Annotated in this window: 21 protein-coding genes and 2 pseudogenes; 13 read left to right on the top strand and 10 right to left on the bottom strand. The window is 68.7% G+C overall.

The window, feature by feature from the left end; genetic code table 11:
- The first annotated feature begins 233 nt into the window (after positions 1–233).
- The 7 genes from JHN63_RS14625 (at position 234) to JHN63_RS14595 (ending at position 9,012) form a co-directional block, all read left to right on the top strand.
- Positions 234–1,073 (top strand): TnsA-like heteromeric transposase endonuclease subunit, encoded by an 840-nt coding sequence (locus JHN63_RS14625; protein ID WP_200680480.1) that lies wholly within the window; start codon positions 234–236, stop codon positions 1,071–1,073.
- The gene (locus tag JHN63_RS14620) at positions 1,073–3,127 is read left to right on the top strand and encodes a DDE-type integrase/transposase/recombinase (protein WP_200680478.1); all 2,055 of its coding nucleotides are present in this window, start codon (positions 1,073–1,075) and stop codon (positions 3,125–3,127) included. The genes JHN63_RS14625 and JHN63_RS14620 overlap by 1 nt, the downstream gene beginning before the upstream one ends.
- On the top strand, positions 3,124–4,356 hold the full coding sequence (locus JHN63_RS14615; RefSeq protein ID WP_200680470.1) for a TniB family NTP-binding protein: 1,233 nt from the start codon (positions 3,124–3,126) through the stop codon (positions 4,354–4,356). The genes JHN63_RS14620 and JHN63_RS14615 overlap by 4 nt, the downstream gene beginning before the upstream one ends.
- Positions 4,353–5,843: a TniQ family protein gene (locus JHN63_RS14610; protein ID WP_200680462.1), complete on the top strand. Its 1,491-nt coding sequence runs from the start codon at positions 4,353–4,355 to the stop codon at positions 5,841–5,843. The genes JHN63_RS14615 and JHN63_RS14610 overlap by 4 nt, the downstream gene beginning before the upstream one ends.
- Positions 5,844–5,956: 113 nt before the next feature.
- Positions 5,957–6,907, top strand: a complete 951-nt coding sequence (locus tag JHN63_RS14605) for an RNA-binding protein (protein ID WP_200680460.1) — start codon at positions 5,957–5,959, stop codon at positions 6,905–6,907.
- Positions 6,908–7,059: 152 nt separating this feature from the next.
- On the top strand, positions 7,060–8,439 hold the full coding sequence (locus JHN63_RS14600) for a Fic family protein (protein WP_307781891.1): 1,380 nt from the start codon (positions 7,060–7,062) through the stop codon (positions 8,437–8,439).
- 120 nt (positions 8,440–8,559) lie between these two features.
- Positions 8,560–9,012, top strand: coding sequence for a hypothetical protein (locus tag JHN63_RS14595; RefSeq protein WP_200680459.1), 453 nt, complete (start codon positions 8,560–8,562; stop codon positions 9,010–9,012).
- Between the two features lie 64 nt (positions 9,013–9,076).
- Here JHN63_RS14595 and JHN63_RS14590 read toward each other — a convergent pair whose 3' ends face one another.
- On the bottom strand, positions 9,077–9,907 hold the full coding sequence (locus tag JHN63_RS14590) for a hypothetical protein (RefSeq protein WP_200680457.1): 831 nt from the start codon (positions 9,905–9,907) through the stop codon (positions 9,077–9,079).
- Positions 9,908–10,396: 489 nt separating this feature from the next.
- Here JHN63_RS14590 and JHN63_RS14585 point away from each other — a divergent pair, with 489 nt between their 5' ends.
- Positions 10,397–11,902 carry a S1 RNA-binding domain-containing protein gene (locus JHN63_RS14585; RefSeq protein WP_200680455.1) on the top strand — a complete coding sequence of 502 codons (1,506 nt, stop codon included), beginning with the start codon at positions 10,397–10,399 and terminating at the stop codon, positions 11,900–11,902.
- 154 nt (positions 11,903–12,056) lie between these two features.
- Here the strand turns inward: JHN63_RS14585 and JHN63_RS14580 are convergent, their stop codons facing one another.
- Both JHN63_RS14580 and JHN63_RS14575 read right to left on the bottom strand, forming a co-directional pair.
- Positions 12,057–12,566, bottom strand: a complete 510-nt coding sequence (locus JHN63_RS14580; RefSeq protein WP_200680446.1) for a hypothetical protein — start codon at positions 12,564–12,566, stop codon at positions 12,057–12,059.
- A 43-nt stretch (positions 12,567–12,609) separates the two neighbouring features.
- Complete coding sequence (locus tag JHN63_RS14575) at positions 12,610–13,332, bottom strand: hypothetical protein (protein WP_200680444.1); 723 nt, start codon at positions 13,330–13,332, stop codon at positions 12,610–12,612.
- A gap of 1,019 nt (positions 13,333–14,351) precedes the next feature.
- On the opposite strand from JHN63_RS14575, the pseudogene JHN63_RS14570 reads away from it, so the two are divergent.
- Positions 14,352–15,878: pseudogene (locus JHN63_RS14570) on the top strand (DUF4158 domain-containing protein); the annotation flags it as partial.
- 372 nt (positions 15,879–16,250) lie between these two features.
- Positions 16,251–16,373: a hypothetical protein gene (locus JHN63_RS53915; RefSeq protein WP_267953763.1), complete on the top strand. Its 123-nt coding sequence runs from the start codon at positions 16,251–16,253 to the stop codon at positions 16,371–16,373.
- A 118-nt stretch (positions 16,374–16,491) separates the two neighbouring features.
- Here the strand turns inward: JHN63_RS53915 and JHN63_RS14560 are convergent, their stop codons facing one another.
- The 5 genes from JHN63_RS14560 to JHN63_RS14540 form a co-directional block, all read right to left on the bottom strand.
- Complete coding sequence (locus JHN63_RS14560) at positions 16,492–17,010, bottom strand: hemerythrin domain-containing protein (RefSeq protein WP_200680438.1); 519 nt, start codon at positions 17,008–17,010, stop codon at positions 16,492–16,494.
- Positions 17,007–17,321, bottom strand: a complete 315-nt coding sequence (locus tag JHN63_RS14555; RefSeq protein ID WP_200680422.1) for a hypothetical protein — start codon at positions 17,319–17,321, stop codon at positions 17,007–17,009. Before JHN63_RS14555 ends, JHN63_RS14560 begins: the two co-directional genes overlap by 4 nt.
- A gap of 48 nt (positions 17,322–17,369) precedes the next feature.
- On the bottom strand, positions 17,370–18,023 hold the full coding sequence (locus tag JHN63_RS14550; RefSeq protein ID WP_200680420.1) for an FMN-dependent NADH-azoreductase: 654 nt from the start codon (positions 18,021–18,023) through the stop codon (positions 17,370–17,372).
- 138 nt (positions 18,024–18,161) lie between these two features.
- Positions 18,162–18,533 (bottom strand): DoxX family protein, encoded by a 372-nt coding sequence (locus JHN63_RS14545; RefSeq protein WP_200680410.1) that lies wholly within the window; start codon positions 18,531–18,533, stop codon positions 18,162–18,164.
- Positions 18,534–18,797: 264 nt separating this feature from the next.
- The gene (locus JHN63_RS14540; protein WP_200680408.1) at positions 18,798–19,409 is read right to left on the bottom strand and encodes an NADPH-dependent F420 reductase; all 612 of its coding nucleotides are present in this window, start codon (positions 19,407–19,409) and stop codon (positions 18,798–18,800) included.
- A 184-nt stretch (positions 19,410–19,593) separates the two neighbouring features.
- Here JHN63_RS14540 and JHN63_RS14535 point away from each other — a divergent pair, with 184 nt between their 5' ends.
- The 3 genes from JHN63_RS14535 to JHN63_RS14525 all read left to right on the top strand — a co-directional run bounded on the left by JHN63_RS14535 (position 19,594) and on the right by JHN63_RS14525 (position 21,278).
- Positions 19,594–20,067, top strand: coding sequence for a MarR family winged helix-turn-helix transcriptional regulator (locus JHN63_RS14535; RefSeq protein ID WP_200680406.1), 474 nt, complete (start codon positions 19,594–19,596; stop codon positions 20,065–20,067).
- 277 nt (positions 20,068–20,344) lie between these two features.
- The gene (locus JHN63_RS14530; protein ID WP_143606564.1) at positions 20,345–21,016 is read left to right on the top strand and encodes a recombinase family protein; all 672 of its coding nucleotides are present in this window, start codon (positions 20,345–20,347) and stop codon (positions 21,014–21,016) included.
- 100 nt (positions 21,017–21,116) lie between these two features.
- Complete coding sequence (locus JHN63_RS14525; protein ID WP_200680404.1) at positions 21,117–21,278, top strand: hypothetical protein; 162 nt, start codon at positions 21,117–21,119, stop codon at positions 21,276–21,278.
- Positions 21,279–21,410: 132 nt separating this feature from the next.
- Here JHN63_RS14525 and JHN63_RS14520 read toward each other — a convergent pair whose 3' ends face one another.
- Positions 21,411–22,751 (bottom strand): hypothetical protein, encoded by a 1,341-nt coding sequence (locus tag JHN63_RS14520; protein ID WP_200680402.1) that lies wholly within the window; start codon positions 22,749–22,751, stop codon positions 21,411–21,413.
- A 279-nt stretch (positions 22,752–23,030) separates the two neighbouring features.
- Positions 23,031–24,916: pseudogene (locus JHN63_RS14515) on the bottom strand (S8 family serine peptidase); the annotation flags it as partial.
- Between the last annotated feature and the right edge of the window lie 20 nt (positions 24,917–24,936).

Raw genomic sequence — 24,936 nt, 5'->3', positions numbered from 1 at the left:
AACGTTCACGCGGCACACACTGCCAGGTGCCACTGACAAGCACCGAGATCACTTCCGCGAAGGCCAGGTCGTTTGAGAATGCCGCCAACACCGGGCCGCCGACTACTTGGCAGCTCCGCAGGTCAGCGCCGCATCACCTGCCATCCGATCTGCGACAGGACACTGGTCCACTTTCCGTGACGAATTCTGCGAAAGTGCGACGCGAAGCGCCGGCAGACCTGTGTGCTGGCGCCATGGCTGCCGCCTCCGCTGTGTCCACTCCTGTTGTGGGACCGGTCTGGTCCCACAACTGCTCCTTCGACGAGCTCGCGGTGCTGTTCGAGGTACCGGAAGCGGGCGACGTGCTGGATACCGGGCCGGGGTGGCCACGGCGGTGGTCCGCCACGTGGCGGACCGCTCAGGGAGAGATCGTGACCCCTGTGCGCGATCTCGCTGCCTTCGAGTGGCCTGTATCGAGGCCTGCCCGCGCGTTCGCCTGGCGGCCTGGGCAGCGGCATCGTCCGGGCCTGGCCTACATGTCGGCGACCGGGCGGCTGCATGGGTTCGAGAGTCTGGCTGAGCGGCGTGTGCTGCTGACACTCGACTTCGTGGGCGGCGTGACGGAGGTGTTGTCGCAGCCGTTCACCCTGAAGTTCGCGACGCACGAGCGCCCCGGGCGACACACGCCGGACTTCCTGGTACTGACGGACGGGACGGCACTGCTGATCGACGTCCGACCGGCAGATCTGATCAAGCCGGACGACGCAGAGAAGTTCGCCGCTGCTCAGCGCGCAGCGGGAGCCGCCGGGTGGACGTACGCCGTGGTCGCGGGTTGGCGGCTGCAGTGCTGGGCGGCGCTGGAAGCGTTGTCCGCCCGACGCCGTGCGATGTCCGACCCCTTGAGACTGTTGCCGGAACTCCTCGGGCTGGCCGCGGAACAGCCGCGGCGACTGGGCGAGCTCGTGGCGGCCACCTCCCAGCCGGCCCTCGCTCGCGCCTACGTTCTGCACCTGCTCTGGTCCCGGCGGCTGACCGTGGACCTGGCTCTGCCGCTGGGCGATGAGTCGTGGGTCTACCTGCCGAGGAGGGGCTGATGGCAGAGGGCGGTCAGGTCCGCCGGGCCGAGGACCTCGCCGAGCACGATCTCGCCCGGGCCCGGATCCGTCAGGAGCACCTGCTGGAGGTGGAAACCGGCTACCGGAGCGGGAGCCGGCTCTGGGCCCGGGCGGACGAGCCGCGGCCCGAGTTCGATCCGGCGCGGACCACGTTGACCGAGCGACGTCTGGCGAAGGTCCGGGAACTCCGGGAGCTGGGTCCGCAGGAGGCGAAGCAGCTGGGGCTGGAGGCGATCAGCGAGCGCACGCTTCGGCGCATGGCTGCGCAGCACGCGGAGCGAGGTCTTGCCGGCCTTGCTGACGGCCGGTGGACACGTGGGCTGTCCGGCCATGCCTCGGTGACGCCGGAGGTGGAGGAGGCCATCGTGGCCGTGCATGCGGAATCGCTGCACCGCTCGCGGATGAGCATGAAGTCGAGGGAGCGGATGATGCACCAGTACGTGTTCGAGCGCTTTCCCGACCGCGCGGTCCGGGTCCCGCACTACACGACCTTGATCAAGGTGTGGCGGGAGTGGTTCGGGCCGGGCGGCGGTCGCCAACGGTACGTCCGCTCGGCTGCCGCGGCCGCAGCCACGTGGATGCCAGAGACGACAGTGCACGTCAGTCGGCCGGGGCAGGTGGTGGTGCTCGATACCACGCCGTTGCCGGTGAAGGTGCTGGATGACGTGTTCGCCGAGCCGATCACGGTGCACCTGACGATCGCGCTGGATGCCTGCACCCACTCGATCGTCGCGTTCCGGCTGACGCCGGTGGCGGAGTCGTCGGTGGAGGTGGCGATGTTGCTGCGGGACGTGCTGCTGCCGCTGCCGATGCGGCCGGACTGGGGCCCGGAGACGGAATGGCCGTATCCCGGCGCCCCGGCGGCGCTGGTCGCCGAGGTGGCCGGGCACCCGGTCGCAGGGCTGCCGTTCTTCGCCCCGGAGACGGTGACCAGCGACCACGGCGCCGTGTACAAGAGCCACCACTTCGTCCAGGCCGCGGCGACGCTCGGGATTGATCTGCTGCCGGCCCGGGCGATGCGGCCGCCGGACAAGGCCGCCTGCGAGCGGGCCTTTGCCGGGATCCAGTCGCTGCTGCTGGAGCTCCTCCTGGGCTACCGCGGCATCGACGTCGCCGACCGCGGCGCCGATCCGGAGGGCGACGCGACTTGGACGCTGTCGGAGATGGAGCACCTGCTGGCCACGTGGATCGTGAAGGTCTGGCAGAACCGGCGGCTCGACCAGCACGCGCCCGCCTGGGATCCGGGCGGCCGGCACAGCCCGAACACCCTCTTCGCCGCTGCGGCCGCGCGGGACGGGATCTGCCTTGAGATCCCGCCGCCGGAGCTCTACTACGAGCTGCTGCCCGTGCACTTCGTACGGATCGACGCCCGGCGCGGCGTGAAGATCGGCGGTCTCTGGTACGGCGCCCGCAGCCCGGTCCTCGAACCGTATCGGGGCCGCCTGTCGGGCCGGGGCGGCCGGCACGCGGGGAAGTGGGCCGTGCACCGTGACCCCCGGGACTGCCGCCAGGTCTTCATCGAGCTGGACGGCGCTTGGCACGAGCTGCTCTGGAACGGGCTTCCGCCCGGCCAGGAGGTGCCCGCGTTCTCCGACGCTCGTATCGGGGACGTCCTGCGGCAGGCGGCCAAGGCCGGGCTCAAGCCCCGCAGCGACGCCGAACTCCTGCCGGTGCTCCTCGGCCTGGTGGCCGCCAAGACGCCCGTGGACGCCTGGCCGACCCAGATGACCCGGCAGCAGAAGACCGACCGTGCCCGCGAACTCGCCCGCGCCAGGGCCGCAGCCCTCGACCGGCCTGCACCTGCCCCGCCACCGGGACCGTCATCGCAAGAGGCCCGGACTGTGCACCGGCAGGCGACCGCTGCCGTGGAGGCGGACCGTCGGCGCCGCCGTATGGCCGCGGTCCCCGTCCCGCCGCCGGCCCCACCGCTGCTGGCCGATTCCCTCAGGGCCAAGAACCTCTTTCTCCTCCCCGACGAAGAGCAGGGCACTTCCGGGGAAGCAGGCCCGGGTCGGACGGAGGAGCGCTCATGACGCAGGCCACCACCGGCCTCGGGCTGATGGCGCCCGCGGCGCGGGACCAGGCCGCAGGCTGGGACACATGGCGGCGGGCACGGCACGCCCTCACACCGGCGCCGGTGCGGTCACTCGGGCAGTGGCGGGCGATGAGCGCGCGGGAGCGTTCCGCCTACGACCTGCACCGGATGGCCACCCACGCCAACCTCCCGCTCCTGGACACCCCGATGAGCCAGCGGGTCGACCGGCTGCTGAGCGCCCGGATCCGCACCAACGCCTTCAGGGCCAAACCGTCCACCCGCGCGGGCGTGATGATCAGCGGCGGCGGCTACCAGGGCAAAACCGAGACCACCTGCGAGATCGTGGCCGCCTTCGAGGACTCCTGGCGCGCCCTTCACCACCAGGTCCACCCTGACGTCGCGCCCGGCACCCGCGACCTGTGGGTGCCCGTCGCCTACGTGCAGACCCCGGTGACCGCGAAGCCGAAGAGCACCTGCAAGGCAATCTTGAACTTCTACGGGGCGCCCACAAAGAACATGGACCTCCCCGACCTGATCCGGCAGGTCGCCACCTCCATGACCGACCACGGCACCAAGGTGCTGGTTCTCGACGACATCACCCGCCTACGGATGCACCGCGCCGACGACCAGGACACCCTCGACCTGATCCGCGCGTTCATGAGCATGCACGTCACCCTCGTCCTTATCGGCGTCGACATCCCCGCCTCAGGTCTCCTGCGCGAAGGCCGCCTGGATGCGGCATCCGGGCAGAGGGTCCTGCCGCCGTCCCGGCACGCCACCGCGCACGGCCTTGAGGCCACCCAGACCGAGCGCCGTTTCGATCTCGTCGAACTCGACCGCTTCCGCTATGACACCGACCAGCAGATCACCGCCTGGACCACCCACCTCGCCGGCCTGGAGAGCGCCCTCCGGCTGCTGAACGCCGAGCCTGGAATGCTCACTTCGGGCTGCATGCCCGAGTACCTCTTCACCCGCACCAACGGCGTCGTCGGCCTCCTCGAACGCCTCATCGAGGACGGATGCACTGAAGCGCTCACCAGCGGCGCCGAGTGCCTGACCGAGACCCTCCTCGACGGCCTCCCCCTCACCCTGGGTGGTGTCGGCCGCGACGCCGAGGCAGGCGAGATCCCCACCGTCCCCGCAGCCTCTGCCCGCCGACCGCGAGTCGGCCGACGCCGCAACTCCGCGTTCGACGACCACGGCCCCGCAGCCTCGGACACAGCATGACGGGCACGCCGCTGCCCAGAAGCCTGGATCCTGCCCAAGGTGAACTGCTGGCGGGCTACCTTCTGCGTCTCGCCCACCGGATCGGTATCTCTCCGCTCGACCTCGCGCACCGGTGCGGACTCACCGCAGGGACGACGTTCCCCACCCACCACCTCGTCCGCCTGGACGACAACCGATCCCGACAGACCGCCACCGTCTGCCGACTCACCCTGCCCGAGGTCCACGCGCTCACCCTCGCGACGCAGGCCCCCAGCTATCCCCCTCTACACCCCGTTTACCTGGGACGACACCAAAGCCAGATCGACATGGCCAACGACGGCTGGGTCTTCACGGCCTTCAGCCGGTACTGCCCCGCCTGCCTGGCAGACACTACCGGTCTTCCGGGCGGGTCGGTCTGGCAGGGCTCGTGGCGGCTCCCACTCACATTCCTCTGCACACGCCACCACCGCCTTCTCGACTGGCGGTGCCCCGACTGCCAGGCACCCGCATTCTCCAACGGCTACCGGGCCGACGGAAGATGGCGCCCCACCCAGCTCACCCCGTCACCGCGTAGCCGCCTCCACCCGGCGCAATGCCGCCATCGGCCCGGTACCGGTCGGGACCCGGCATGCGCCCAGCGGCTGGACCATCCGTCCGCCACCGGCAAAGGCCCGACCGAGGCGATGGTGCACGCTCAACAGCGGCTGTCCGCGGCCGCGCGTTCCGTGGCCGGGCAGCAGGTCGAGAGTCTGGGCCGGCCTACCTCTCCCCAGCGGTTTCTCAACGATGTCCGTGCCACCACGCTCGCCATCTGCAGCACCTGGCCGGCCACAGCGGAAGCCCTCACCAGCACCGAACACCTAGACGCGGTCGCCTCTCACACCGAGACCCTGAACCGAGCGCCTGCGGAACGATCAGGACCCCAAGGGGACGGCTGGCTGGCTCGCTCCGTCGACCACCCGCCTGGCGATCCGCTGCGGGCAGCCGCCCTGATGGCCCTCGTCGTCCGGATCCTCGACGACCCGGACGGCCAGACAGTCCTCGCCCGCGTCCTGTCCCGGCTTCCCTCCAGCCGTGCCGGATACCGACGGCTCAAGCGCCTCGCCCCACACTGCTCGCCCGGCATGAACACTGCCATCGACGAGAGCACCCACCTGCGTCACGGAACTGTCGGGCCACCCGCGCTCTTCCCACAGCCTCCGAGCCACCAAGGACTGATCGACCCGAAGAACATCCCGCAACATCTTCCGGACGCCTGGCCACTGGACGAATTGAACGGGCCCGCAACCCAACTGCGCCGAGACGCCGCGATCCGCCTCGTCCAGATGACCCGCGGTGGCTCCCGCGCTGCAGCTGCCCGCTACCTCGGCATCACCCCCGGCGCCCTCCAGTCCGCAACCGTCACCATCCGCGCCTGGCAGAAGATGCCAGCCAACGCAGACGCCTACCAGGACGCACTTCAACGCATCGCCGAAATCGCCGCCGCGACCGAGGCTCACCGCTCCTGATGAGATGACCGTCGGGCCTCGAACCCGTCGATGCGGGGACCGCCTCCCCCCGGTCGCGGAACCGGGACCGAGATCTACGCTGGGCACTCCTTCCGCCCCGTCCGAGGAGTAGCGTGCCGCCGGCCTTCCTCCACCGGATCACCAAGTACGACCCCGCCGACCGCGACGAGCACGGTCACTACACCGGCGCCCAGGAAACGATCAGCGACCAGGGGCCTGTCGAAGCGGCGTACCTGACGGCGATCGCCGCCTTCGCGGAGGCATCGGACATCGACCGGCTGGAGATCCGCGACCCTGCGGTCACCGGTTTCGTCCACTTCGGCGGCGAGCCCTCGGTTGCAGGGCACGGCCTCGGCGGGCTCTTCCCGCCCGACCTCACCGGCTACCACGACGGGGCCGAGGTCTCTCTCCCGATCGCCCTGGAACTGGTCCGGGTCATACTCCGCGACCAAGGCGCCTGGTGCCGACTGGAGATGGGGGATTTGTTCACCGTGCATGTCGGATGGGACCAGTATGTGTACGTGGGCAGCGACCGGCCCTGCGCGGACACCGTGGCCCGTACGCGGGAACTCGGCCTCTTCCCGGAACCGCTTACGGCCTCGCCCTACGCGGCCGAGGTCGACGAAGCGGAAGTGACGGAGCCGGCCGACGAGCACTTCTGGATACGCGTGCACACCGCGCTGGCCTCACGGCATGCGTTGCTCCTCGAGGAAAACTACGTTCGCAACGCCGCACGCTGGCACCGAATCACGCCGGAAAACCTCGACACAGTGCGCGCCGGTCTCGGCCCGCGCGCCTTGCTGACCGTCTGGCCCGACCTGACCCCGGACGTCGGTGCCGTCCTCGCCGCATTGCCCCAGGAGGAATCCATCGCCTTCGTCTGGGAGGCGCAGGACGGGACGATCAGCCACGCGATCGTCGACGACACGGACTACCAGGAGCTCAGCGCCCACGTGGCCGATGCCCGCGCCGCCTGCGCCCTGGCCCTGTCCCTCGCCGAACACCACCCGCTGCTCTGTGCTGCCCTCCCGGACAGCGACGGCGTACTGCGCGCCCGGTGGTGACCCGACTCGCACGCCGGGCGAGCCAGCAGGCGCTGTGCATCGAATTTGTCCAGCCAGGCCAGATGTCGTGCTCAGTCACAGCAGCTGTGACCGAGCGCCCCGAGCTTTGAAAGTCCGGGGTGCGCGCTGGACGGGCTTGGCATGCTTACGCGGTGATCGTTGACCTGGCTCCTCGCTTCCTGACCTGGGCCGACGTGGACCCCGCCCGCCACGCCTTCGACAGCGCATCCGTAGCGCAGACGGTGCGTTCGCTCGGTCCTGCCCGGTGCGTGCCCATCCGCCCCGACGTTCCTGCTGCTGACAGCGGTTCACGAAGCAGCGAAGAGGCCGAGTCCTGGGCCGATGCCATGTCGTATGCGCTCGTCCTGCACTACGGCCGGTGGACCCTCGGGTGGCGCTGGGCGCACGACGAGGGTGACTTCGGCGGCGGACCGGTGGGGAACTGGTGCTGCCCGCGGGACTCGATCACCACGCCGGAAGAGACACTGGCCCGTGTGGAGGCGGCCCTGCGGGAGTGGCGCGAGTGGCTGGAACACCTCGCCGCCTGGTTCGAGGCCTACCCGCTGGACCTCAGCGCCATCGAAGACCAGCGGATCCTGTGGGAACGCGCGGCGCGGAACCTGATTCTGCAGGTCGTCGACCGCACGGGGTGCGGCAGCGGCTGGCACAACCACTGCCGCCAGGTGCTCGCCTGGTTCCTCGACCGCTGGGGAGTCGCGGTGGAGGTAGCCCAGGGCCTGGTCGAGGAGGCGGTCGGTGGACGATTCCACAGCTGGACCGGCCCTGACACGGTGGTCATCGACGACGTCGCTGAGCAGCTCGCTCGCTCTCTACAGCCAGGCGACGGCGGTACTCGAGCGGCCGTCCAGGCTCAGGACCACTTGCAGCGCTGGCTCGCGATCCGCGCGTCGGTGCCGTGGCACGAGATCCCGGATGCCGGCGCGGACGGACCAGTGGCCGACCTTCGCGACGGCCCCGCGGAGGACATCCGGGCCTTCGACGGCGCCATCGACCCTGCTCGGGCCGAAGGCCTGCTCCGCGCCCTCGAACTGCTCCGGGCCGACGCGGCACGCGGAGCGCGGCTCGACTTCGCGCTGCTCAGCACATGGCATCAGCACGTCCTGGGTTCTCCGCAGCCGCCGCCGTTCCGCACCTCCTCCGCCTTCGCCAAGGGCGACCGGGAGCGTTACGGCCTCGGACCGGACACACCCGCCCGCTTCGACACCAGCCTGACCGAGAGCGCAGCCACCGCCAGCGAACCCCTCGGACTCACCGCCCGGGCCGCCCGCACCTACCTCGACGTCTGCTTCTTCCACCCCTTCGACGACGGCAACGCCCGGTCCGCCTTTCTCGCCCTAGTCTTCGTGCTGGCCCGCGAGGGCGTCGCACTCGGTTCAGTCGGTCTTCTGCGCCGCGTCACCTTCGAGGCCGACCACCCTCAGGACCCGCTGACCCTCATCCGCTATATCAACATCCACCTTGCGGAGACCCGCGGCAGCGCCACCGACCCGACCGTCTCGGCACCGGGGTGAGCACTCGAGTCGGTGAACGCTCACGGATCCGGATGAGCCAGAGACTCGGCCGGACCACGTAAGCACGCGCGTAGCGAAATGGAGATGCCGGCTCCCGGCCTGCGCAGGCAGGATCTCTCTATGTCGACCGATGTCAGCGGAATGATCGAATGCCGGCCGGGTGCCCGCCTATGGGGCCCTGACGACGAGGACTCCGTATGGGAAATCGGCATCGATCTCTTCCTCCTCAACAGGGGCAATGCCTACGACGCCCTGGCCTGCCTCTTCGGAGTCCGAAACTCCTTCGGCTTCCGTCCCTTGTCGGAGGATCGCGGCTTCCCGGACGACGCCTCTGACGGGCTGCGAGCTGAGTTCGCCGGCTACGGCGGCCCCCACGATGTGCACGGGACAACCTGGCTGACCTGGGCCGAGCTGGACACCACGGACTGGCAGGAGACCGACGCCTCAGGCACACGAACCCGCGCCTCAGCCGCAGGGATCGACACCGACTGGGGCCGGGTCTGGAGCGTCATGCGCATCCTCAGCGAGGTCCACGGGGCCGAGAACGTACGCCTTGTCGTCTGGTTCCACTGACTCGCAGCTGAGCAACCGGTTGGCCACTGAGTGTTGTAGTTGGCCGGAGTAACGTACCGACCGTCTACCGCCCGATCCGGCGGGCCGTGCGGGATTGTGTGCGCAAGGCAGGCAGCCGGGCGGTGTCTTCCGCTCCGGACAGGCTTTCGCCCAAGGTCAGCAGCGAGAGGAGCCGCACCGGCCGACCGGCGGTGGCGGCGGCCTCCAGTTTGTGGTGTCCGTCGAGGAGGAAGTGGGTCAAGCCCCAGTGCACGAAGTAGTCGTCTCCTCGGTCGATGGCGGGCTGGCACACGTCCAGGGTGGAGATCGCCACCGCCGTGGGGACCATTCCCTGCTCCATGAGTGCGACGTATTCCTCGACACGCTCCCGCTCATTCCACGTCGGGGGAACCATGGGCACGACGAACTCGTAGAGGTGGGCGTCCGCGTCGACCGCGGTCTCGAAGGTCCGGTAGTACGGGGTGTGCGGGTACTCCGGAAGGCCCCAGAACTGATCGATCCCCCACGTAGTGACCTGTTCTCCGCTGAAGTAGTCGCCCTCTCTGCCGGGAATGACCAGCCGGGGTTCCACCTCCAAGAGCAGCGGAAGGTACTCGCCCTTCGGCAACAACGTGCCGAACGCATCGATCACGCCGCCGTCGTCCGGATCGTCCAGCGTTCCGGTGAGCCGTTCCTGCATGCTCTCCAGGGACAACTTCTCCCGCGCGGTCTCCAGCCGGCGGAACAGGAGCGGGCACGTGCCGCAGTAGAAGCTGAGCTCGAAGGCAGGCTCGTCGTCGACCATGAGCAAGCGGCGCCGCGGTCCGCCGCCGAGCTCCTGCAGTTCCGTATCGAAGGTCAACCGTGCCTCGGAGGCTGGAATGCCGAGACTGCGGGGGTCGCCCGTTTTGATCATCACGGGTCGACCGTACGGGACACCGTTAACGGGCTCCACCGAGTACTGAGCGTGTATCTGGCCGGACGGGCCCACTACGACGCTCAGTCACAGTTGTGACGGAGCACCGTAGTTTGCGAGTGGTGCACGGTTGTTTGCGAGCAGCGGGGAAGGCCCGTCTGATCTGGGATTTTCCCGCCCCTAAGGGCCGTTCGATTGGCGGCACTCGCAAGATGCGATGCTCCGCCTTCGCGAACTGCGGTGCACCACCATGGCGCTGACCAGCCAGTTCTAAACGATCACTCGCGAACTACGGTGCTCCGTCACATCATGGATGTGACTGTGCACCGGACGTGTCCAGTGAGCACTGGACCTGTCGTGGGTGTGCATTCCACTTGGCGAGCAGAGGGCGCTCAGCGGAGGTGACCTGGGCTGCTCTCCGAAATCCTGACCTCGGACTGGGCAGCGGAACCTACGCTGGGATCCACTTCAGCCCACCCAGGGAGCAGCGTGCCGCCGTTCGTCTATCGGATCACCAAGTACGACCCCGCCGACCGGGACGAGCGCGGTCACTACACTGGTGCCGAGGACACGGTCAGTGACCACGGGCCGGTTGAGGAGGCTTATCTGGCGGCAATCGCCGCCTTCGCGGAGGCGGCAGGCATCGATCGGCTGGAGATCCGCGAGCCACAGATCGGAGGCTTCGTCCACTTCGGCCTGGAGCCACAGGTCGACGGCTACGGCTTGACCGGCCTGTTCCCGGCCGGGCCGGCCGGATTCCACGACGGCGCTCTGGTGCCGATCGGCGTCGGCCTGGAGCTCGTCCGGGCCATGCTTCGCGACAACGGTGCCTGGTGTCGCCTGGAGGCGGGGGGAGCGTTCGCCGTGCACGTCGGCTGGGACCAGTACCTCTACATCGGCAGCAAGCTGCCCTGCGAACCCGCACTGGCCCGTACCCGCACGCTCGGCCTGTTCCCGGAACGCGTGGACGCCTCACCGTACGACTTCGCCCCCGACGACCCGGCGTACGTGCAGCGCCCGGCCGACGCCGACTTCTGGGCCCGCCTGCACTGGACCGTCAGTGCCCACCGCGCGGTGTTCCTAGAGGAGGTCTTCGCCGTCAACGCCTCCCAGTGGCACCGCCTGACGCGCGACACCATCGAGACCGTGCGCTCCAAGCTGGCCCCACGCTCCCAGTTAGCGGTCTGGCCGGACCTTCTCACCGACGTCGACACGGCCGTGGCCGCTCTGCCCCATGAAGGCCTCGTGGAGATCGTCTGGGAGGACGAGGACGGGCAGATCACGAGCACGGTCGTGGACGAGACCCAGTTCGAGGCAGTGACCTCCCAGCTCGCCACCGCGCGTGCTGCTGGCGTCGTATCCATGTATGCCGGTGAAGATCTCCCGCTGTTCACAGCTGTGCTGCCCGACAGCGACGGTGTCCTGCGCGCTCGCTGGCAGACCGAGCCGACACCCAGCGACCGGGACTGGGCATTCCTGAAGACCCTGAGGCGCGGCCAGCTCGTCACCGGCACGGTGACGTCCATCGCCAGCTTCGGCGTCACCTTTGTGGACATCGGAGGCTTCACCGCGATGATCAACATCCCGGAGTTGTCCTGGCGTCCCTTCAACCACCCGTCCGACGTCGTCAACGTCGGCCAGGAGGTCACAGCCGAGGTCCTCGACGTCGACATGGTCTGGGAACGGGTACCGCTGTCGCTCCGAGCAGTGCAGGAAGACCCCTGGCCGCAGGTAGCGCAGAGGATCGGCGAGGTGGTCATCGGGCCGGTCACCAAGATCGTGCCGTTCGGCGTCTTCGTCCGCATCGAGGACCGAGAGGACGGCTTCCAGGGGCTCGTGCACACCAGCGAGCTGGATGAATCGTCCAGAGACGTCGCCGAGGTCGGCGACGCCCTCACTGTCAAGATCATCGACGTCGATCTCGCGCGCCGTCGTATCGCCCTGTCACATGTCCAGGCTGGTAGCTCTGGTACACAAAGTCAGCCGCGTGACTGACGACACGAGGAATCCGGTACAGGCCGAATTGAGCATGATCGCGTAGAGCAACTTGCCGCTTCGCGGCGGCCTCGGGAGAACAGGGCCGTGAGTCCCGTGGGTTCAAGGAAACCGAAGGTCCTTCAGCCTGAACTCACGGGTCCACCGATCTGCTTCAGGCCGGTGGACCCGTGGGTTCGGTTGGAACACGGGGATGCCGTGCAAGCCGAAGAGCTTCGGACGTGACATCGGCGTCGACCTGCGCCTGTGTTCTGTCGCCGTATTCGAGGACGTCGTAGTCGTCGTCCAGGTTGGCGAGTCGTTCGACCAGAGGCAGCTCATGCCCGAAGAGCTGATGGATCCTGAAGGCCAGCTCGCGTGGCGTCAGTTCGCCGGCCAGCATCCGGGCGGCAAGTGCTCGCGCCGCGGCTTCCTGTCCGGCAACGCTCCCCGCTGGGTGGAAGGTGAGGCCCAGTTCGTCGAGTGCCGGGGGAAGGAGGTCGGGGACGTCGTAGTCCGCCTCCGCGCGCGTGCACGCGGCCGGGATCCGTAGGGCAGGACTGTCGAGGCCGGCAACGAGTGCATCACAGGCAGCAGTGACGACGTCGGTTGCGCGGATCTCGCCCATGCTCCAGAGAACGGCGCGGTCCTGAAGCTCGCGGGCGGCTGATTCGGTCGACGGCATGGGGCCATGATCTCGTCATGGGGTTGAGCAGGTCGAGCGGGTTTTACTGCGATGCCTGCTCGACAGATTCGCCCAGAAGCGCTCGCGCTGAGTCCGCGTAGCGGATGGCGGTCTTCTCGTCGATGCCGAAGACGAGTGCTAGGTGGAGGGGGTCGGCGCCGTGGGTGAGGGCCTCTTCGAGCTGGCGGTCAACGCGGAGCCGTTCCAGGGTGGCGGTGAGGTTGCGGGTGGCCCGGGTGGTCCAGAGCTTGCCAGCCGGGCCGAGTTCGACGGCGGTCTTCTGGGTGATCAGCAGGTGGGGGTTGGCCGTGTTCGGCCAGCGGCTGTGTCGGTGACCGAGCCAGTCCAGGACAGCACGGCGGGTGAGGTCGTCGAGCGGGCGGACGTGGCCGCCGACGGTGATGCGCCGGTTGCCCAGGTCGACGTCCTCCAACTGCATGGTGCGGATCATCTTCGGCCGTGCCGCGTGAACGGCGGCCAGGGCGACGATGAGCCGGACGTCCGGGGTGCTGGCTGCGGCAATGGCCTCGTCGATGTCCGCCTGGACGAGGGCTTGGAGGACGCCGCCGGTCTGCCGAGGGACACGGATGCGGATCGTGGGATTGCGGAAGATCTGGCCGTTCTTCTTCGCGTGCCGGAACAGTGACCGCAGGGCAACGATCCGGCTCTCGCGCTGCTTTCCGGTAGCGGCGTCCCGGACCGCGATGATGTCCTCCCGGGTGACCTCTCGCAGGTGGTCGTAGCGGCTGGACCACTCCAGCAGCACCGGCTGGATTTCCCCCAGGTAGTCCCATGCCGTATGCCGGGAGCGAGGCTCAGACCGGGGGCCACCGTCGAGGAGAGTGCGAACCCAGGCTTCGACGGCGCGAGAATGCCCGTGGGCATCCCGTCGAGTTTCCGTTCCAGCCACCGGTCGACAGCGGGTGCCCGGTCGTCGGCGAACAGGCCGAGACGGTCGAGGACTTCGGCAGTCCGCACGACCGGAAGCCCCCGGACTCGCAGGGCCGGGAAGAGTTCGGAGTACCGGATCGACTCGCCGTCGCGGAAGCCGGACAGCACGATGACCAGGGCTCGGTTCACGTCGCTGGCGATCCAGCGGCTCCAGCCGCGGGACTCTCCCAGCGCCCGAGCGGCCTGCCGGGCCCGGACCAGCCAGGGGTTGGCCAGGTCGGCATGGAGTTCCCGGTCGAACCGGCTGAAGTCCCGAGTGGCAGTGAACAGAGTCAGTTGCGTCGTGGTGATCACGCGGTGTGGTTCGGGAACCGGTGGCGGCTTCAGCACGCGCCGCCCGGCCTTGCCGACCCGGGGCCCGCCGTTCTTGGGCCGCTGGAGGTTCGCGAAGAACAGCTGCTGGCAGGTCACCTGCCGGAGGTACGGCTCGATCACCGAAGCCTTGCCGCTGGCCTTGATCGCCCAGGTCGCCTGGGCCCGGCAGAGGCGGCAGTAACCGTACTTGTCATCGACCGGAACCTGCCGCCGGCAGCCGACGCACTCGCCGACGGTGTGTTGCTGGCCGTAGGTATAGCAGCCGCGGCAGAACCGGCCGGGCAGCTGCCCCCGGGCGAAACAGCCCGAGCAGGAGGCCGCCGGCTTGTTCTCGCTGATCTTCCCCATGATGGTGGTGACCAGGTCACATCGGCGGCAGGGAACCGGCCTTGGGGACCAGCGGAACAGCCAGTAACGCCAAGCACTTGATCTTGGGCTTCTAGCACAGGTGATCGGTGCTGTGCGGGGGTTCGGCGGAAGGTCCCCGATCGCTGGTGGGGGATGGCTACGGTCCGCCGCATGCCGGTGGAATTTCTGACTGATGAGCAGGCTGAGGCGTATGCGAAGTTCGCCGAGGAGCCGACGAAGCCCGAGCTGGAGCGGTTCTTCTTCCTTGATGACGAGGACCTGAAGCTGATCGCGAAGCGGCGCGGGGACCACAACCGTCTCGGCTTCGCGCTCCAGATGTGCACGGTGCGGTACATCGGGCTGTTCCTGGAGGACCCCCTCGCGGTGCCGTGGCCGGTCGTCGAGCATCTGGCCGAGCAGCTGGGGATCAGGGATGTCTCCCAGATCAAGCGGTATACCGAGCGCAGGCCGACGCCGTACGAGCACGCGTGGGAGATACGTGACGCGTACGGCTATCACCAGTACGAGGACCACGACCAGGGCCGGAAGTTCAGGGCCTTCCTGCACGGCCGGGCGTGGACGGCGCACGCGGAGGGGCCGAAGGCTCTGTTCGATCACGCGGTGGGCTGGCTGCGCCGCAACCGGGTGCTGCTGCCGGGAGTGAGTGTGCTGGCCCGGCAGGTCGCCGAGGTCCGCGGCGTCGCGGACAAGCGGCTGCACGCCACGGTCGCCAGGGCGGCCCGGCGGGCGGACCCGGCTCTGCCCGGCCACCTGGTCGCCACGCTGAAGACGCCGGAGGGCAAACGGCATTCGGAGCTGGAGCGGATGCGCCGACCGCCGACGCGGACCACCGGCACCGCGATGAAGGCCGCGTTGCAGCGGGTCGAGGACATCGCCGCCTTCCAGCTGGGCCGTCTCAGGCTGGAGCAGGTTCCGCCGAACCGGCTGTCCGCGCTGGCCCGGTACGGGCTGGGCACCAAGGCGCCGAAGCTGGAGCGAACCCCGGAGCCCAAGCGCACGGCGATGCTCACCGCGGTGATGCGCTACCTGGAGGCGAAGGCGATCGACGACGCGCTGGACCTTTTCGAGATCCTGATGGCCACCCGGCTGATCAGCTCCGCGAGGCGGTCCACGGACAAGCAGCGCCTGTCCACGCTGCCGCAGTTGGAGAAGGCGGCACGGATCACCGCCCGGGTCTCGAAGGTGATCATCGAGGAGCTGGAGCTCATCGAGGCGAGCGGCTGCGATGTCGACGTGGCCGGGCTGTGACGGGCCTTGGAGGAGGTCGCGCCTCGGGCCGCGCTGTCCAGCGCGGCGGCCACGGTGGTGAGCCTGGTGCCGGAGGACGACGGCACGGCGGAGACCGCGCTGCGTGGGGCGCTGGCGCTGCGCTACAACACCGTCAGGCCGTTCCTGTCGCTGCTGGGTGAGTCGAAGGCACTGGACGCGGCGCCCGCCGGCAGACGGATCCTCACCGGTGTGCAGCGGCTCCCGGCTCTCTCCCGGCGGAAGGTGGGCGAGAAGCCGCTGCTGCCGCGCGAGGTCGACGACAAGCTGGTGCCGGCGCACTGGCACAAGACCGTGTACGCGAACGCGGAGCTGCCGCAGGGGGCGGTGGACCGGGATGCGTACGTGGTGTGTGCTGGAGCAGCTGTTCGGCGCGCCGAGGCGCCGCGTACAACTTCACCGCCTCCCAGTCGGTGAAGGGGCTGCGGCCCCTGCGCGACCCGGATGCCATCGACCTCGACGATGACGACGACGGCCAGTGGCTTTAACAGCGCAGTTGGCCCCACCAAAATCGGCCCGCCGTGGACCCACGAGCGCGTTCGATTCCGGCCCGACCTGGCCCCACTGTGCAACGTCGGACCTGGCGAGTCGTGGGGCCGCTTCGGATCGGAACTGGGTCTGTCCGCTTTGGGCGGAGCCGGCGCAAGCCGGAGAAGTGGGGCCGCCGCAGAGCGTTAAAGCCAGGCCAGGAGGAGTGAGCGCCGCATCCGCCGTCCGGGGCGGGTCGTTGTACTTCGAGAAGACCAGCGCCGACCGGCGGGGCAGTGAGAAGGGGGCGCCGGTGTGACCGTGACCGACTCGTACGACGAGATGAGGGAGCACCTGCGGGAGGCCAACGAGCGGTTCGCCGCCGACCGCAGGGACGCGCCGATGACCATCCGCTTCGAACCCATCGAGGTGACCTGACCTCCACGAAGCCTCTATTTTCGTGTCAGAGTCAAGCTCAGCGTCCAGCTTCAAAGCCTCCATGGCGCGGCGGCACGGCCGTCCGCGGCTCCAACCTCACGCTCCCGGCCAGGACAGCTCAGGCGTGCCAGTCGTGGTCCATCCGCAGGAAGTACGGGAAGAGGGTGCGCTCCTCGAAGTCGAGATGTGCCTGGAGGTGGTCGGAAAGCGCGACGATCTGTTCCAGCACCACGTGGACGGAGCGCTCGTCCTTGGGGTTCAGCTGCCGCGCGTCGGCGCGGATGCTCACGATCATCTGCTTGACCTCCTCATGCTCGCGCCGGAGCCGCCCGATCTGACCGCTGAGCTCGGGGAACCGGTGCTGCATGACCGGCAGCATCCGAGCGTCCTCGATCGTGTGGTGGGCGTCCAGGTGGGCGCAGAAATGCTGGCAGCCCACCTTGAGCTGCCAGGTGAGGTCCGCGACAGTCAGACCGCCGAGCAGCTCCTCGATGTCCTCTGCGCGTGTGGTCGCCGCATCGAGCACCTCAAGCCCCTTGCGCAGGGCGGCGACGTCGCTGCGCAGCGGCGCATGCGCCATCAGCAGCTGCTGCACCATCTGGCGGCCGGCGACAGTTCCCGCCTGCGGCTGTGTCATCGTCGATGCTCCTTTGCGACTGCCTCGCGCACGGCGGGCGCGACCTTCTCGATGATGGGGCGCAGCGCGGACTCGTCGACCGGGCCGCTGAAGATGTAGCCGTTCATGCCGTGCTCGACCGACCAGCTCGTCAGCAGGTCGACCCGCTGCGTAGTCGAACGGTCACCGACCAGGTTGTAGACCCGGTTGGTCCGGCTCGGGTCCCGCCCGGCAGCGCCGGCCGATTCGCCGGTTCGCGTCGTCCAGCTCCTCCGGGGCGAGAAATTCCTTCGAGGGCAGCCAGCCGCCTGTCCCCGCTGGAGTTCGCCCACGGCGGCCGTGAAGCGTGCTTCACGGCCGCCGTCCGGAGGGCGCTGTTTCTAGGCGGCGATGCGGTGGGCTATCGCCTTGGCCGTGGAGGCTGCGTCGTCCAGTGCCTGCTGGCGGGAGGCTTCGAAGAGGGGGATCAGCTGAGACATCGCCGGGTTGTGTACGGCCATCGTGAGTTCCGGGACGATGAAGTTCACGTCCAGGGCGAGCGCGTCGGCCAGAACGGCCGTGAGGTAGTTCTGCACGTATTCGTAGCCCTCGCGAGGCGTGCCCGGGGCGTAGGAGCCGCCGCGGCTGGCGACGACGGTGACGGGGGTGCCCTTGAGCCTGGAGCTTTCCACGCCGGCGGTGCGGCCGACGAGGACGATGTTGTCGAGCCACGCCTTGAGGGTCGAAGGAATCGAGTAGTTGTACATCGGAGCGCCGATCAGTATGGCGTCGGCGTTCTCCAGCTCGTCGATCAGCGTCAGCCGGTGGGCGAGGGCGGTGGCCTGGGCGGGGGTGTGCGTGGCCGGGTCGGTCTGGCCGGCGGTATGGGCGTCGGCGGTGAGGTGCGGTACGGGGTTCGTGGCGAGGTCACGGTAGATGACCGTGCCCTCGGGGTGGTGCTCCTGCCAGGTCCGGCGGAAGGCGGCGGTCACGGCGCGGGAGGAGGAGGCGTCGCCGGAAAACAGCGAGGAATCGAGGTGCAGAAGAGTGGTCATGGGATGTTCCTCAGGTGTAGCAGTGGTCGGGAATGCGGATGATCGGTGACGGTCCGCGTGGCGAGGGCGGTCTCGCGATCACCCGGCCGGGTTTGCCGGGCGGAAGGTGAGCTGTGGCGCCTCGGATTCAGGCGCTGGTCAGGAGGCGAGGACGAGCGTGGCGGCGGCAGCGATCGCGATGATGGTGAGGATGATGGGTGCCATCGCGCTGCCGCGGGTCTCGGGGTTGGCGTAGTCGCCGGACTTGGCGTGGAAGCCGACGGCTCCGACGAGCAGGACTGCGAATCCCAGGGCGGCGGCAACGCCGACGGGCTGCCAGAAGAGACCGGCGATGAGTCCTGTGGCTGCGGCCAGTTCGGCCAGCCCGATGAACCGGACCAGCGGGGCGCTGAGGCCTCCAGGAGACTGCAACTGGGCTGGGATGCTGCCCTTGAGCAGGGCTTTCGGTAGTCCGGCGGCCAGTCCGACAACGGCGAGCAGAACGCTCAGTACGGCGGCGAAGACAAACACGGGTCATGCCTTTCTGGAGAGTGATTGGGACCGCCCGAGCCGTGAGGGACCGGCATCCGTGGAGGATGGGTGTGCCGACGGGTTTCGCTGCTCACGCATGAGCGTTACTGAAGTGCGGTCTCATCGGTGGAGAGCGCTGCGGCTCGGCGGCCTGGCTGCGGGCGGGGCGTCGGCCGCCGCGGTGCGGCCGGTGACGGCAGGCGCTGAGGCGGGACGGCTCGTCGGGGCCGGCCGTGCCGCCCGTGGGAGGCGGAATGCGGCCGATCAGGTGAGGGGCTGTTCGGTGAAGTTCCTGAGCACCAGTGCGCCGGGAACCTCGATGAGGCGTCCGCCTTCGTCGATCCTGCCGAGTTCCACCGGCGACAGGCCGAGCGTGCGGGCGAGCTCGGCGATCTGGGAGCTGGCCTCCCTGGAGTCGCTGGAGACGAAGACCACGCGCTTGCCCTGGCCGGAGGGCACTTCGGCGGCGAGCGTCTGGGCGGGAAGCTGGTTGAAGCCCTTCACGATCTGGGCGCCGGGCAGGACCTCGGCCGCGTACTGCGAGGAGAGCCGACCCTTGAGGATGTCGCCCCCGTTGGGCGCGTAGTGCGCGTTGGTGGTGTCGACGACGATCTTCCCGTTCCAGTCGGGCAGGGCGTTGCCGAACGTCTCGACTGCGCCGAACGGGATGGCCATGAAGATGACGTCGCTCGCCAGTGCCTCGGTGAGCGTCACGGCCCGGACCGTGGAACCCCAGGAGGCGGCAAGTTCGCTGATCGAGCCCGGTCCGCGGGTGTTGGCGATGCTGACCTCGACTCCGGCCCGGGCGAAGACGCGCGCCAGCGCCGAACCGATGTTTCCGGTGCCCACGATGGCGTAGCGGGTGTCTGCAGACATGAGTGCTCCCTGTTCCAGTAGTTGCTGAAGGCTGTCGAGGCGGCAGAGCAGCTTCGTCGTCCGGCCTGTCGTCGCCGCGTTTCTGTAGGCGGCTCCCACCTCCGCAAGCCCATTTGGTTGAGGTGTTAACCAAACCGTACGACGGACTGGTTAACATGTCAACCAAAGCGGTAGGATGGGCTTCATGGACGAACCGCGATGGCTGGACGAGCGTGAACAGCGGGCTTGGCGCAGCCTCATGAAGATGCAGGCCGGCCTGTCCGAATACATCGAGCGGCAGCTGCGCACCCACAGCGGGCTGTCCACCGCCGACTACCAGGTGCTGGCGCACCTGTCTGAGACGCCCGAGGGACGCCTGCGGTCGTTCGCACTCGGAGATGCGCTGCAATGGGAGAAGAGCCGTCTGTCGCAGCATCTGACCCGCATGCAGAACCGCAACCTCATCCGCCGCGAGCGATGCGCGACCGACCAGCGAGGGGCCGTCGTGGTCATCACCGAACAGGGCCGCACCCTCGTCGAGGCAGCCGCCCCGCTCCACCTGGCTGACGTGCGCAATGTGCTGATCGACCACGTGACCCCTGCGCAGATGGACCTGCTGATCGAATTGGGAGACCAGGTGGAGGCGCAACTCGCCGAGATCGATCAGAAACCGGGATGACCCCTTGCGTCCCCGCCGGGCTGCCGCCGACCGTGCCGTCAGAGTCTCGCCCGGGGTGCTGATGAGGGCCCGGCATCGCACCAACCGCCCTTACTGCGACACTCCCATCCAACAAAGAAGACGATGCGGGTCGACGAGCCTCGCCTTCAAAAAACGAACGTTTTCTGAAGATCACCGTGCGGGGGTCCGCACACCCCGCAACCCCTTCAAAAAACCCTTCAAAAACCTGGGTCATTCAAGAACCCTCGACCACCGTTTTCTGACATGATCCGGGGTCATGAGTGACACTCCGGAGCCGTCCGGCCACCCCGAACTCCTCGTTGCCGAACCGCTTGTCTGCACCGAGATCAAGATCGGGTACGCGCGGGTGTCCAGCGGCGGACAGAAGCTCGACCGGCAGATCGACGCCCTCACCACCGCCGGATGCCGGAAGATCTTCTCGGACAAGAAGTCCGGAAAGAACGCCCTCCGCCCGGAATTGAAGGCGTGCCACGCCTTTCTCGACGCTGGCGACACCCTCGTCGTCCCGTCGCTCGACCGCTACGGCCGCAGCCTCCAGGACCTCATCAACATGGTCGCCGAACTCCGGACGCGCGGGATCGGCTTCACCTCGCTGCACGAGAACCTCGACACCACCACCCCCGGCGGCCGACTCGTCTTCCACGTCTTCGCCGCTCTGGCGGAGTTCATCCGCGAACTCATCGTCCAGGGCACTCGCGAGGGCCTGGCCGCTGCCCGCGCCCGCGGCCGGGTCGGCGGGCGCCCCACCGTCGCTACCGAGGAAGTCATCCGCGCCGCCCGCGACCTGCTGCCCGACCCCGGCCGCTCCATCACCTCGATCGCCAAAATGCTGGGCATCTCCCCGGGCACCCTCTACAACCACATCCCCGACCTCCAAGACCTGCGCGCCTCCGCCGTCCCCCACCAGCTCGACGCTGCGGAACGGTGACCCCACGTGCCGATCCGTCCCTAGGACCGCGAGCGTTGTCCCGCCGACTGGCCGGACATCTCCAACGCCATCAACGAACGCGCCGGCTGGCGGTCCGAGTGTGAAGGCGAGTGCGGACGCGGCAGTCACCCCGGCCGGTGTCCCAACCGGCACGGACAGCCCGATTCCCTTCCCGTCGACACTGATCACCAGCGGCGACCTAGCGAAGACCCGTGGCGGCGGGATCGTCGGCGGCACGGCCGTGCTGCTGTCGGCGGCGTGACGATCGTGGTGGCCACGCGACGCCGGCGCGGCTCCCAGACATAGCCACGCGCACCGTCACAGACCCGCCGACGGGCGGATCGCGAGTGTCACAAGGACCGTGCGAGCAGCCCGTCGGCCGTCGGGACTGCGGCTACTTGCCGAAGTACGCGTCGTGGATCGTGACGGACGACGTGTTCCCCTTTTTGTCGGTGATCGTGTACCGGAACGAGACCGACTTGCGCTTGGCGGGGTTCTTGTAGGTGATGTGGCCGTGGCTGACCGCGGTCCTCGTCCAGTTCTTCCCGCCGTCGTAGGAGACGTACACGGCAAGGGCCTTGAGGTTGCGGCCGGCCGCCGAGCCCTGGACGGTCACCGGGACGGTGACCTTGCGGCGCGCGGGGGCGTGGCCGGTGAGGTCGGTGTGCGCGGCAATCTGCAGGACCGAGGCCGGCAGATCGGTAACGTCGGAGGTCTTCTTCGAGGTGAACGTCCAGGCCGCGTCGATGCGCGAGGAGACCCCGGCGACGCCGGGCGAGCGCTTCACCGTGGTCGTCAGCCGGTACGAGGCCTTCGCGGACGGGACGGTGAACGGTTTCTCACCGAACAACGGGTCGGTGTTGGCGCCGATCTTCCTGCCATTGCGGTAGAGGGTGGTCCGCACCGAGGAGAAGTCCGATGAGCCCGCGTGACCGTCGCCGTCGGCGACCAGCGGGACCAGGCCGGCGATCGCGTTGCCCTCGCGGTAGAGGCCGTAGTCGGAGTTCAGCATGGGGGCGAACATGGCGTTGTCGAACGTCGTGGTGTAGGCCTTGCCGCCCTGGTAGATGCGCATGTCGCCGTCGATGTAGTGCGCCACGCCGACCGGGTAGCCCAACTCGTCGGGTTTGGGGCCGTACTGGTCGAAGGAGAGCGCCCAGGCGACACTGTTCCCGCCGGACACGTGCAGGGTGCGGGTGCCCGGCAGCCGCTGGGTGATCGGCTCGATGAGGGTGATGCCGTACTCCGTCTCGCCGGATAGGGTGACCGCGCCGGTGCGGTTCGGGGCGGGGCTGCCGAGGTTCGCCTTGATCGTGGCCAGCTCGCTTGCCTTGTAGTGCTTGGTGAGCGGCTTGAACGTGCTTACGTCAGCGCCGGTGAGCACGTCGTACTCGGTGTTCGCACCCTGTTCCCACTGACCGGCCCAGGTCTCCGACAGGCCCTGGACGGCCGGGCCGAGGTGGGCGATGCGCAGGTCGGCGAAGGAGGTGGCATAGACGCTGAAATCGGTGCTCAGCGAATCGGACTCGTAGCCGATACCGGCGGCGACCGGCGTGGCGGACGCGTCCGGGACAGTGATGTCCGAGGCCTTCGTGGTGTTCAGGTCGATGGTGACGCTGACGTCCTTGTCGACCTTGAGGGACGGCCTGCTCAGCCAGTCGATGCCGTCCGCGTCGGAGGTGACGTCCCTGAGGCTGACCGAGTCGAGCACGTACGTGCCCTTGGGCACGCGCATGGTGACTGTGTCGTCGGCGGTCTGGGAGTCGTACTCGTGGCTTTAACGCTCTGCGGCGGCCCCACTTCTCCGGCTTGCGCCGGCTCCGCCCAAAGCGGACAGACCCAGTTCCGATCCGAAGCGGCCCCACGACTCGCCAGGTCCGACGTTGCACAGTGGGGCCAGGTCGGGCCGGAATCGAACGCGCTCGTGGGTCCACGGCGGGCCGATTTTGGTGGGGCCAACTGCGCTGTTAAAGCCATACTCGTCACCGGAGCCGAGCCCTGCGAAGGCGATCAGGCTCGTGAGGTGGGTAGAGGTCTGCCCGGGCCGGTTCCGGTACTTCAGGGTCACGTTGTACGACTGCGGCTCGCGCTGCACGCCCATCGTCGAGCGTACGGTCTGGCCGCCGCCGGTCGCGACGACGTATCCGGAGTAGGCACCGGTGGCAGTGCCCAGCTTGGTGTGCGCAGTGACGCCGACCGAGGCGGTACCGCCCGCCGGCACGGTCACCGAGCCGGCGCCCAGCGTGAAGAAACCCGCCGGGGCCTTCTTGCCGTCCGGGTCGACGGAGGTCGAGGAGAGTTTCAGAGTGAGGTCGGTGGTCCCGGTGTTGCGGTAGGTCAGCTGCTTGGTGACCGGACTGTCGTCGGTGTGCGGCCACCGCTGGACGCCGTAGGCCAGTGACGGCTGCTCGGCGAAGACGGTCTGCTTGATGGCCTTGTCGACGGCGATCCGGCCGGTGCCCTGCTGGTACGGCGTGTAGTCGCCCGCTTTGGCCGAGCCCATCAGCACCGCTTTGAGCTGGGCGTACCCCCAGTCGGGGTGCTCCTGCTTGAGGATCGCGGCGGCGCCCGCGACGTGCGGGGCCGCTATCGAGGTGCCCGAGATGGTCAGGTAGCCGGCCGGCTTCTCACCGACCTCCGGTCGATGACGCTGCCCGGAGCAGCGGCGGCGGTGATGTTCACACCCGGCGCGGTGACGTCGGGCTTGACGGAGCCGTCGTAGACGGGGCCGGTGGAGGAGAAGTCGGCGATCCTGTCCTTGCCGTCCACCGCGCCGACGGTGAGCGCGTCAGGAGCGCTGCCCGGGGATCCGACGGTTCCGGTGCTGGAGTTGGGGCCCAGGTCGCCTTCGTTGCCGGAGGCGACCGCGAACAGGATGCCACTCTCCTCGGAGAGCTTGTCGACCTCGGCCTCGAGGGGGTCGATGCCGGGGTAGTCGGTGCCGCCCAGGCTCAGGTTGACGATGTCGGCACCCTGTTCGGCAGCCCAGTCCATGCCCGCGTTGATGGCGGAGTCTTCGCCGGAGCCGTCGTCGCCCAGCACCTTGCCGTTGAGGATCTTCGCGCCCGGCGCGACGCCGGTGTACTTGCCGTCGGACTGGGCGCCGGTGCCCGCCGCGATGGACGCGGCGTGTGTGCCGTGGCCGTAGTGGTCGTCGGCGTCGGGCGAGTCGGTGAAGTTCTTGGAGGCGATCACCTGGTTCTTGAGGTCCGGGTGGTGGTAGTCGACGCCGGTGTCCAGGACAGCGATCTTGACTCCCTTCCCGGTGTAGCCGGCCTTCCACGCGGTCGGTGCGCCGATCTGCGGCCCGGACTTGTCGTCGGAGGCCTTGCGAACGGCGTCCAGCCAGACGTGCGCGACCCCCGGTGCGGCCTTGTCGCCCTCGGTGACCGCGTTCCACAGCCTGCCGGGATCCTGCTTCGGCGCCCGGACCGCCTCGGCGTCCAGGGACTTCAGGGTCCGGCGCACGGTGGCCGCGTCCCGTACGTCCTTGCGGGCGGCGGACGCCGTGCCCTTGAAACCGATGATGACCTTGACGCCGTCGTGCTGGTCCGTGCGGTTCGCCGTCTTGTTCAACTCCGTTATGTCGAACAGCCGTTGGTCGATCCGCCCGGAGGCGACGAGGGCGGCGGCGTCGGTCGGCACGACCAGGGTGTGGCCGCGGACGATACGGGTCCGGAAGGGCACGTGCTCACGCCCCTCGGCCCGTCGCACACCGACGACCTTGCCCTTGGCGTCCACGGAGACCCGGTCGCCGGTGATGAGCGTGATGCTGTGGTCGGGGGTGAGGGCGCCCGGCGACACGGCCTCGGTAGCGGTCGCTCCGGCCTCCCCGGTCTGTACCAGGGCGAGGCCGGTGAGGGCCGTGGTGGTCGTCAGTGCCAGGCAGGCGCGTATCAGAGGGCGGTAAGTAACGTGTT

It is taken from the genome of Streptomyces sp. MBT65, from assembly GCF_016612545.1.
Classification (GTDB): Bacteria; Actinomycetota; Actinomycetes; order Streptomycetales; family Streptomycetaceae; genus Streptomyces.
Note: the sequence above shows the minus strand (reverse complement) of the source record. Positions and strands in the feature narration are given on the sequence as shown.

Excerpts from the sequence above, each read along its gene's own strand:
- JHN63_RS14540 (WP_200680408.1), bottom strand. The coding sequence starts at position 19,409 with ATGTCTGCAGACACCCGCTACGCCATCGTGGGCACCGGAAACATCGGT.
- JHN63_RS14535 (WP_200680406.1), top strand. The coding sequence starts at position 19,594 with ATGGACGAACCGCGATGGCTGGACGAGCGTGAACAGCGGGCTTGGCGC.
- JHN63_RS14620 (WP_200680478.1), top strand. The coding sequence starts at position 1,073 with ATGGCAGAGGGCGGTCAGGTCCGCCGGGCCGAGGACCTCGCCGAGCAC.
- JHN63_RS14560 (WP_200680438.1), bottom strand. The coding sequence starts at position 17,010 with ATGACACAGCCGCAGGCGGGAACTGTCGCCGGCCGCCAGATGGTGCAG.
- JHN63_RS14580 (WP_200680446.1), bottom strand. The coding sequence starts at position 12,566 with ATGCCGTCGACCGAATCAGCCGCCCGCGAGCTTCAGGACCGCGCCGTT.
- JHN63_RS14590 (WP_200680457.1), bottom strand. The coding sequence starts at position 9,907 with ATGATCAAAACGGGCGACCCCCGCAGTCTCGGCATTCCAGCCTCCGAG.
- JHN63_RS14530 (WP_143606564.1), top strand. The coding sequence starts at position 20,345 with ATGAGTGACACTCCGGAGCCGTCCGGCCACCCCGAACTCCTCGTTGCC.
- JHN63_RS14615 (WP_200680470.1), top strand. The coding sequence starts at position 3,124 with ATGACGCAGGCCACCACCGGCCTCGGGCTGATGGCGCCCGCGGCGCGG.
- JHN63_RS14595 (WP_200680459.1), top strand. The coding sequence starts at position 8,560 with ATGTCGACCGATGTCAGCGGAATGATCGAATGCCGGCCGGGTGCCCGC.
- JHN63_RS14625 (WP_200680480.1), top strand. The coding sequence starts at position 234 with ATGGCTGCCGCCTCCGCTGTGTCCACTCCTGTTGTGGGACCGGTCTGG.
- JHN63_RS14550 (WP_200680420.1), bottom strand. The coding sequence starts at position 18,023 with ATGACCACTCTTCTGCACCTCGATTCCTCGCTGTTTTCCGGCGACGCC.
- JHN63_RS14520 (WP_200680402.1), bottom strand. The coding sequence starts at position 22,751 with ATGCGCGTGCCCAAGGGCACGTACGTGCTCGACTCGGTCAGCCTCAGG.
- JHN63_RS14610 (WP_200680462.1), top strand. The coding sequence starts at position 4,353 with ATGACGGGCACGCCGCTGCCCAGAAGCCTGGATCCTGCCCAAGGTGAA.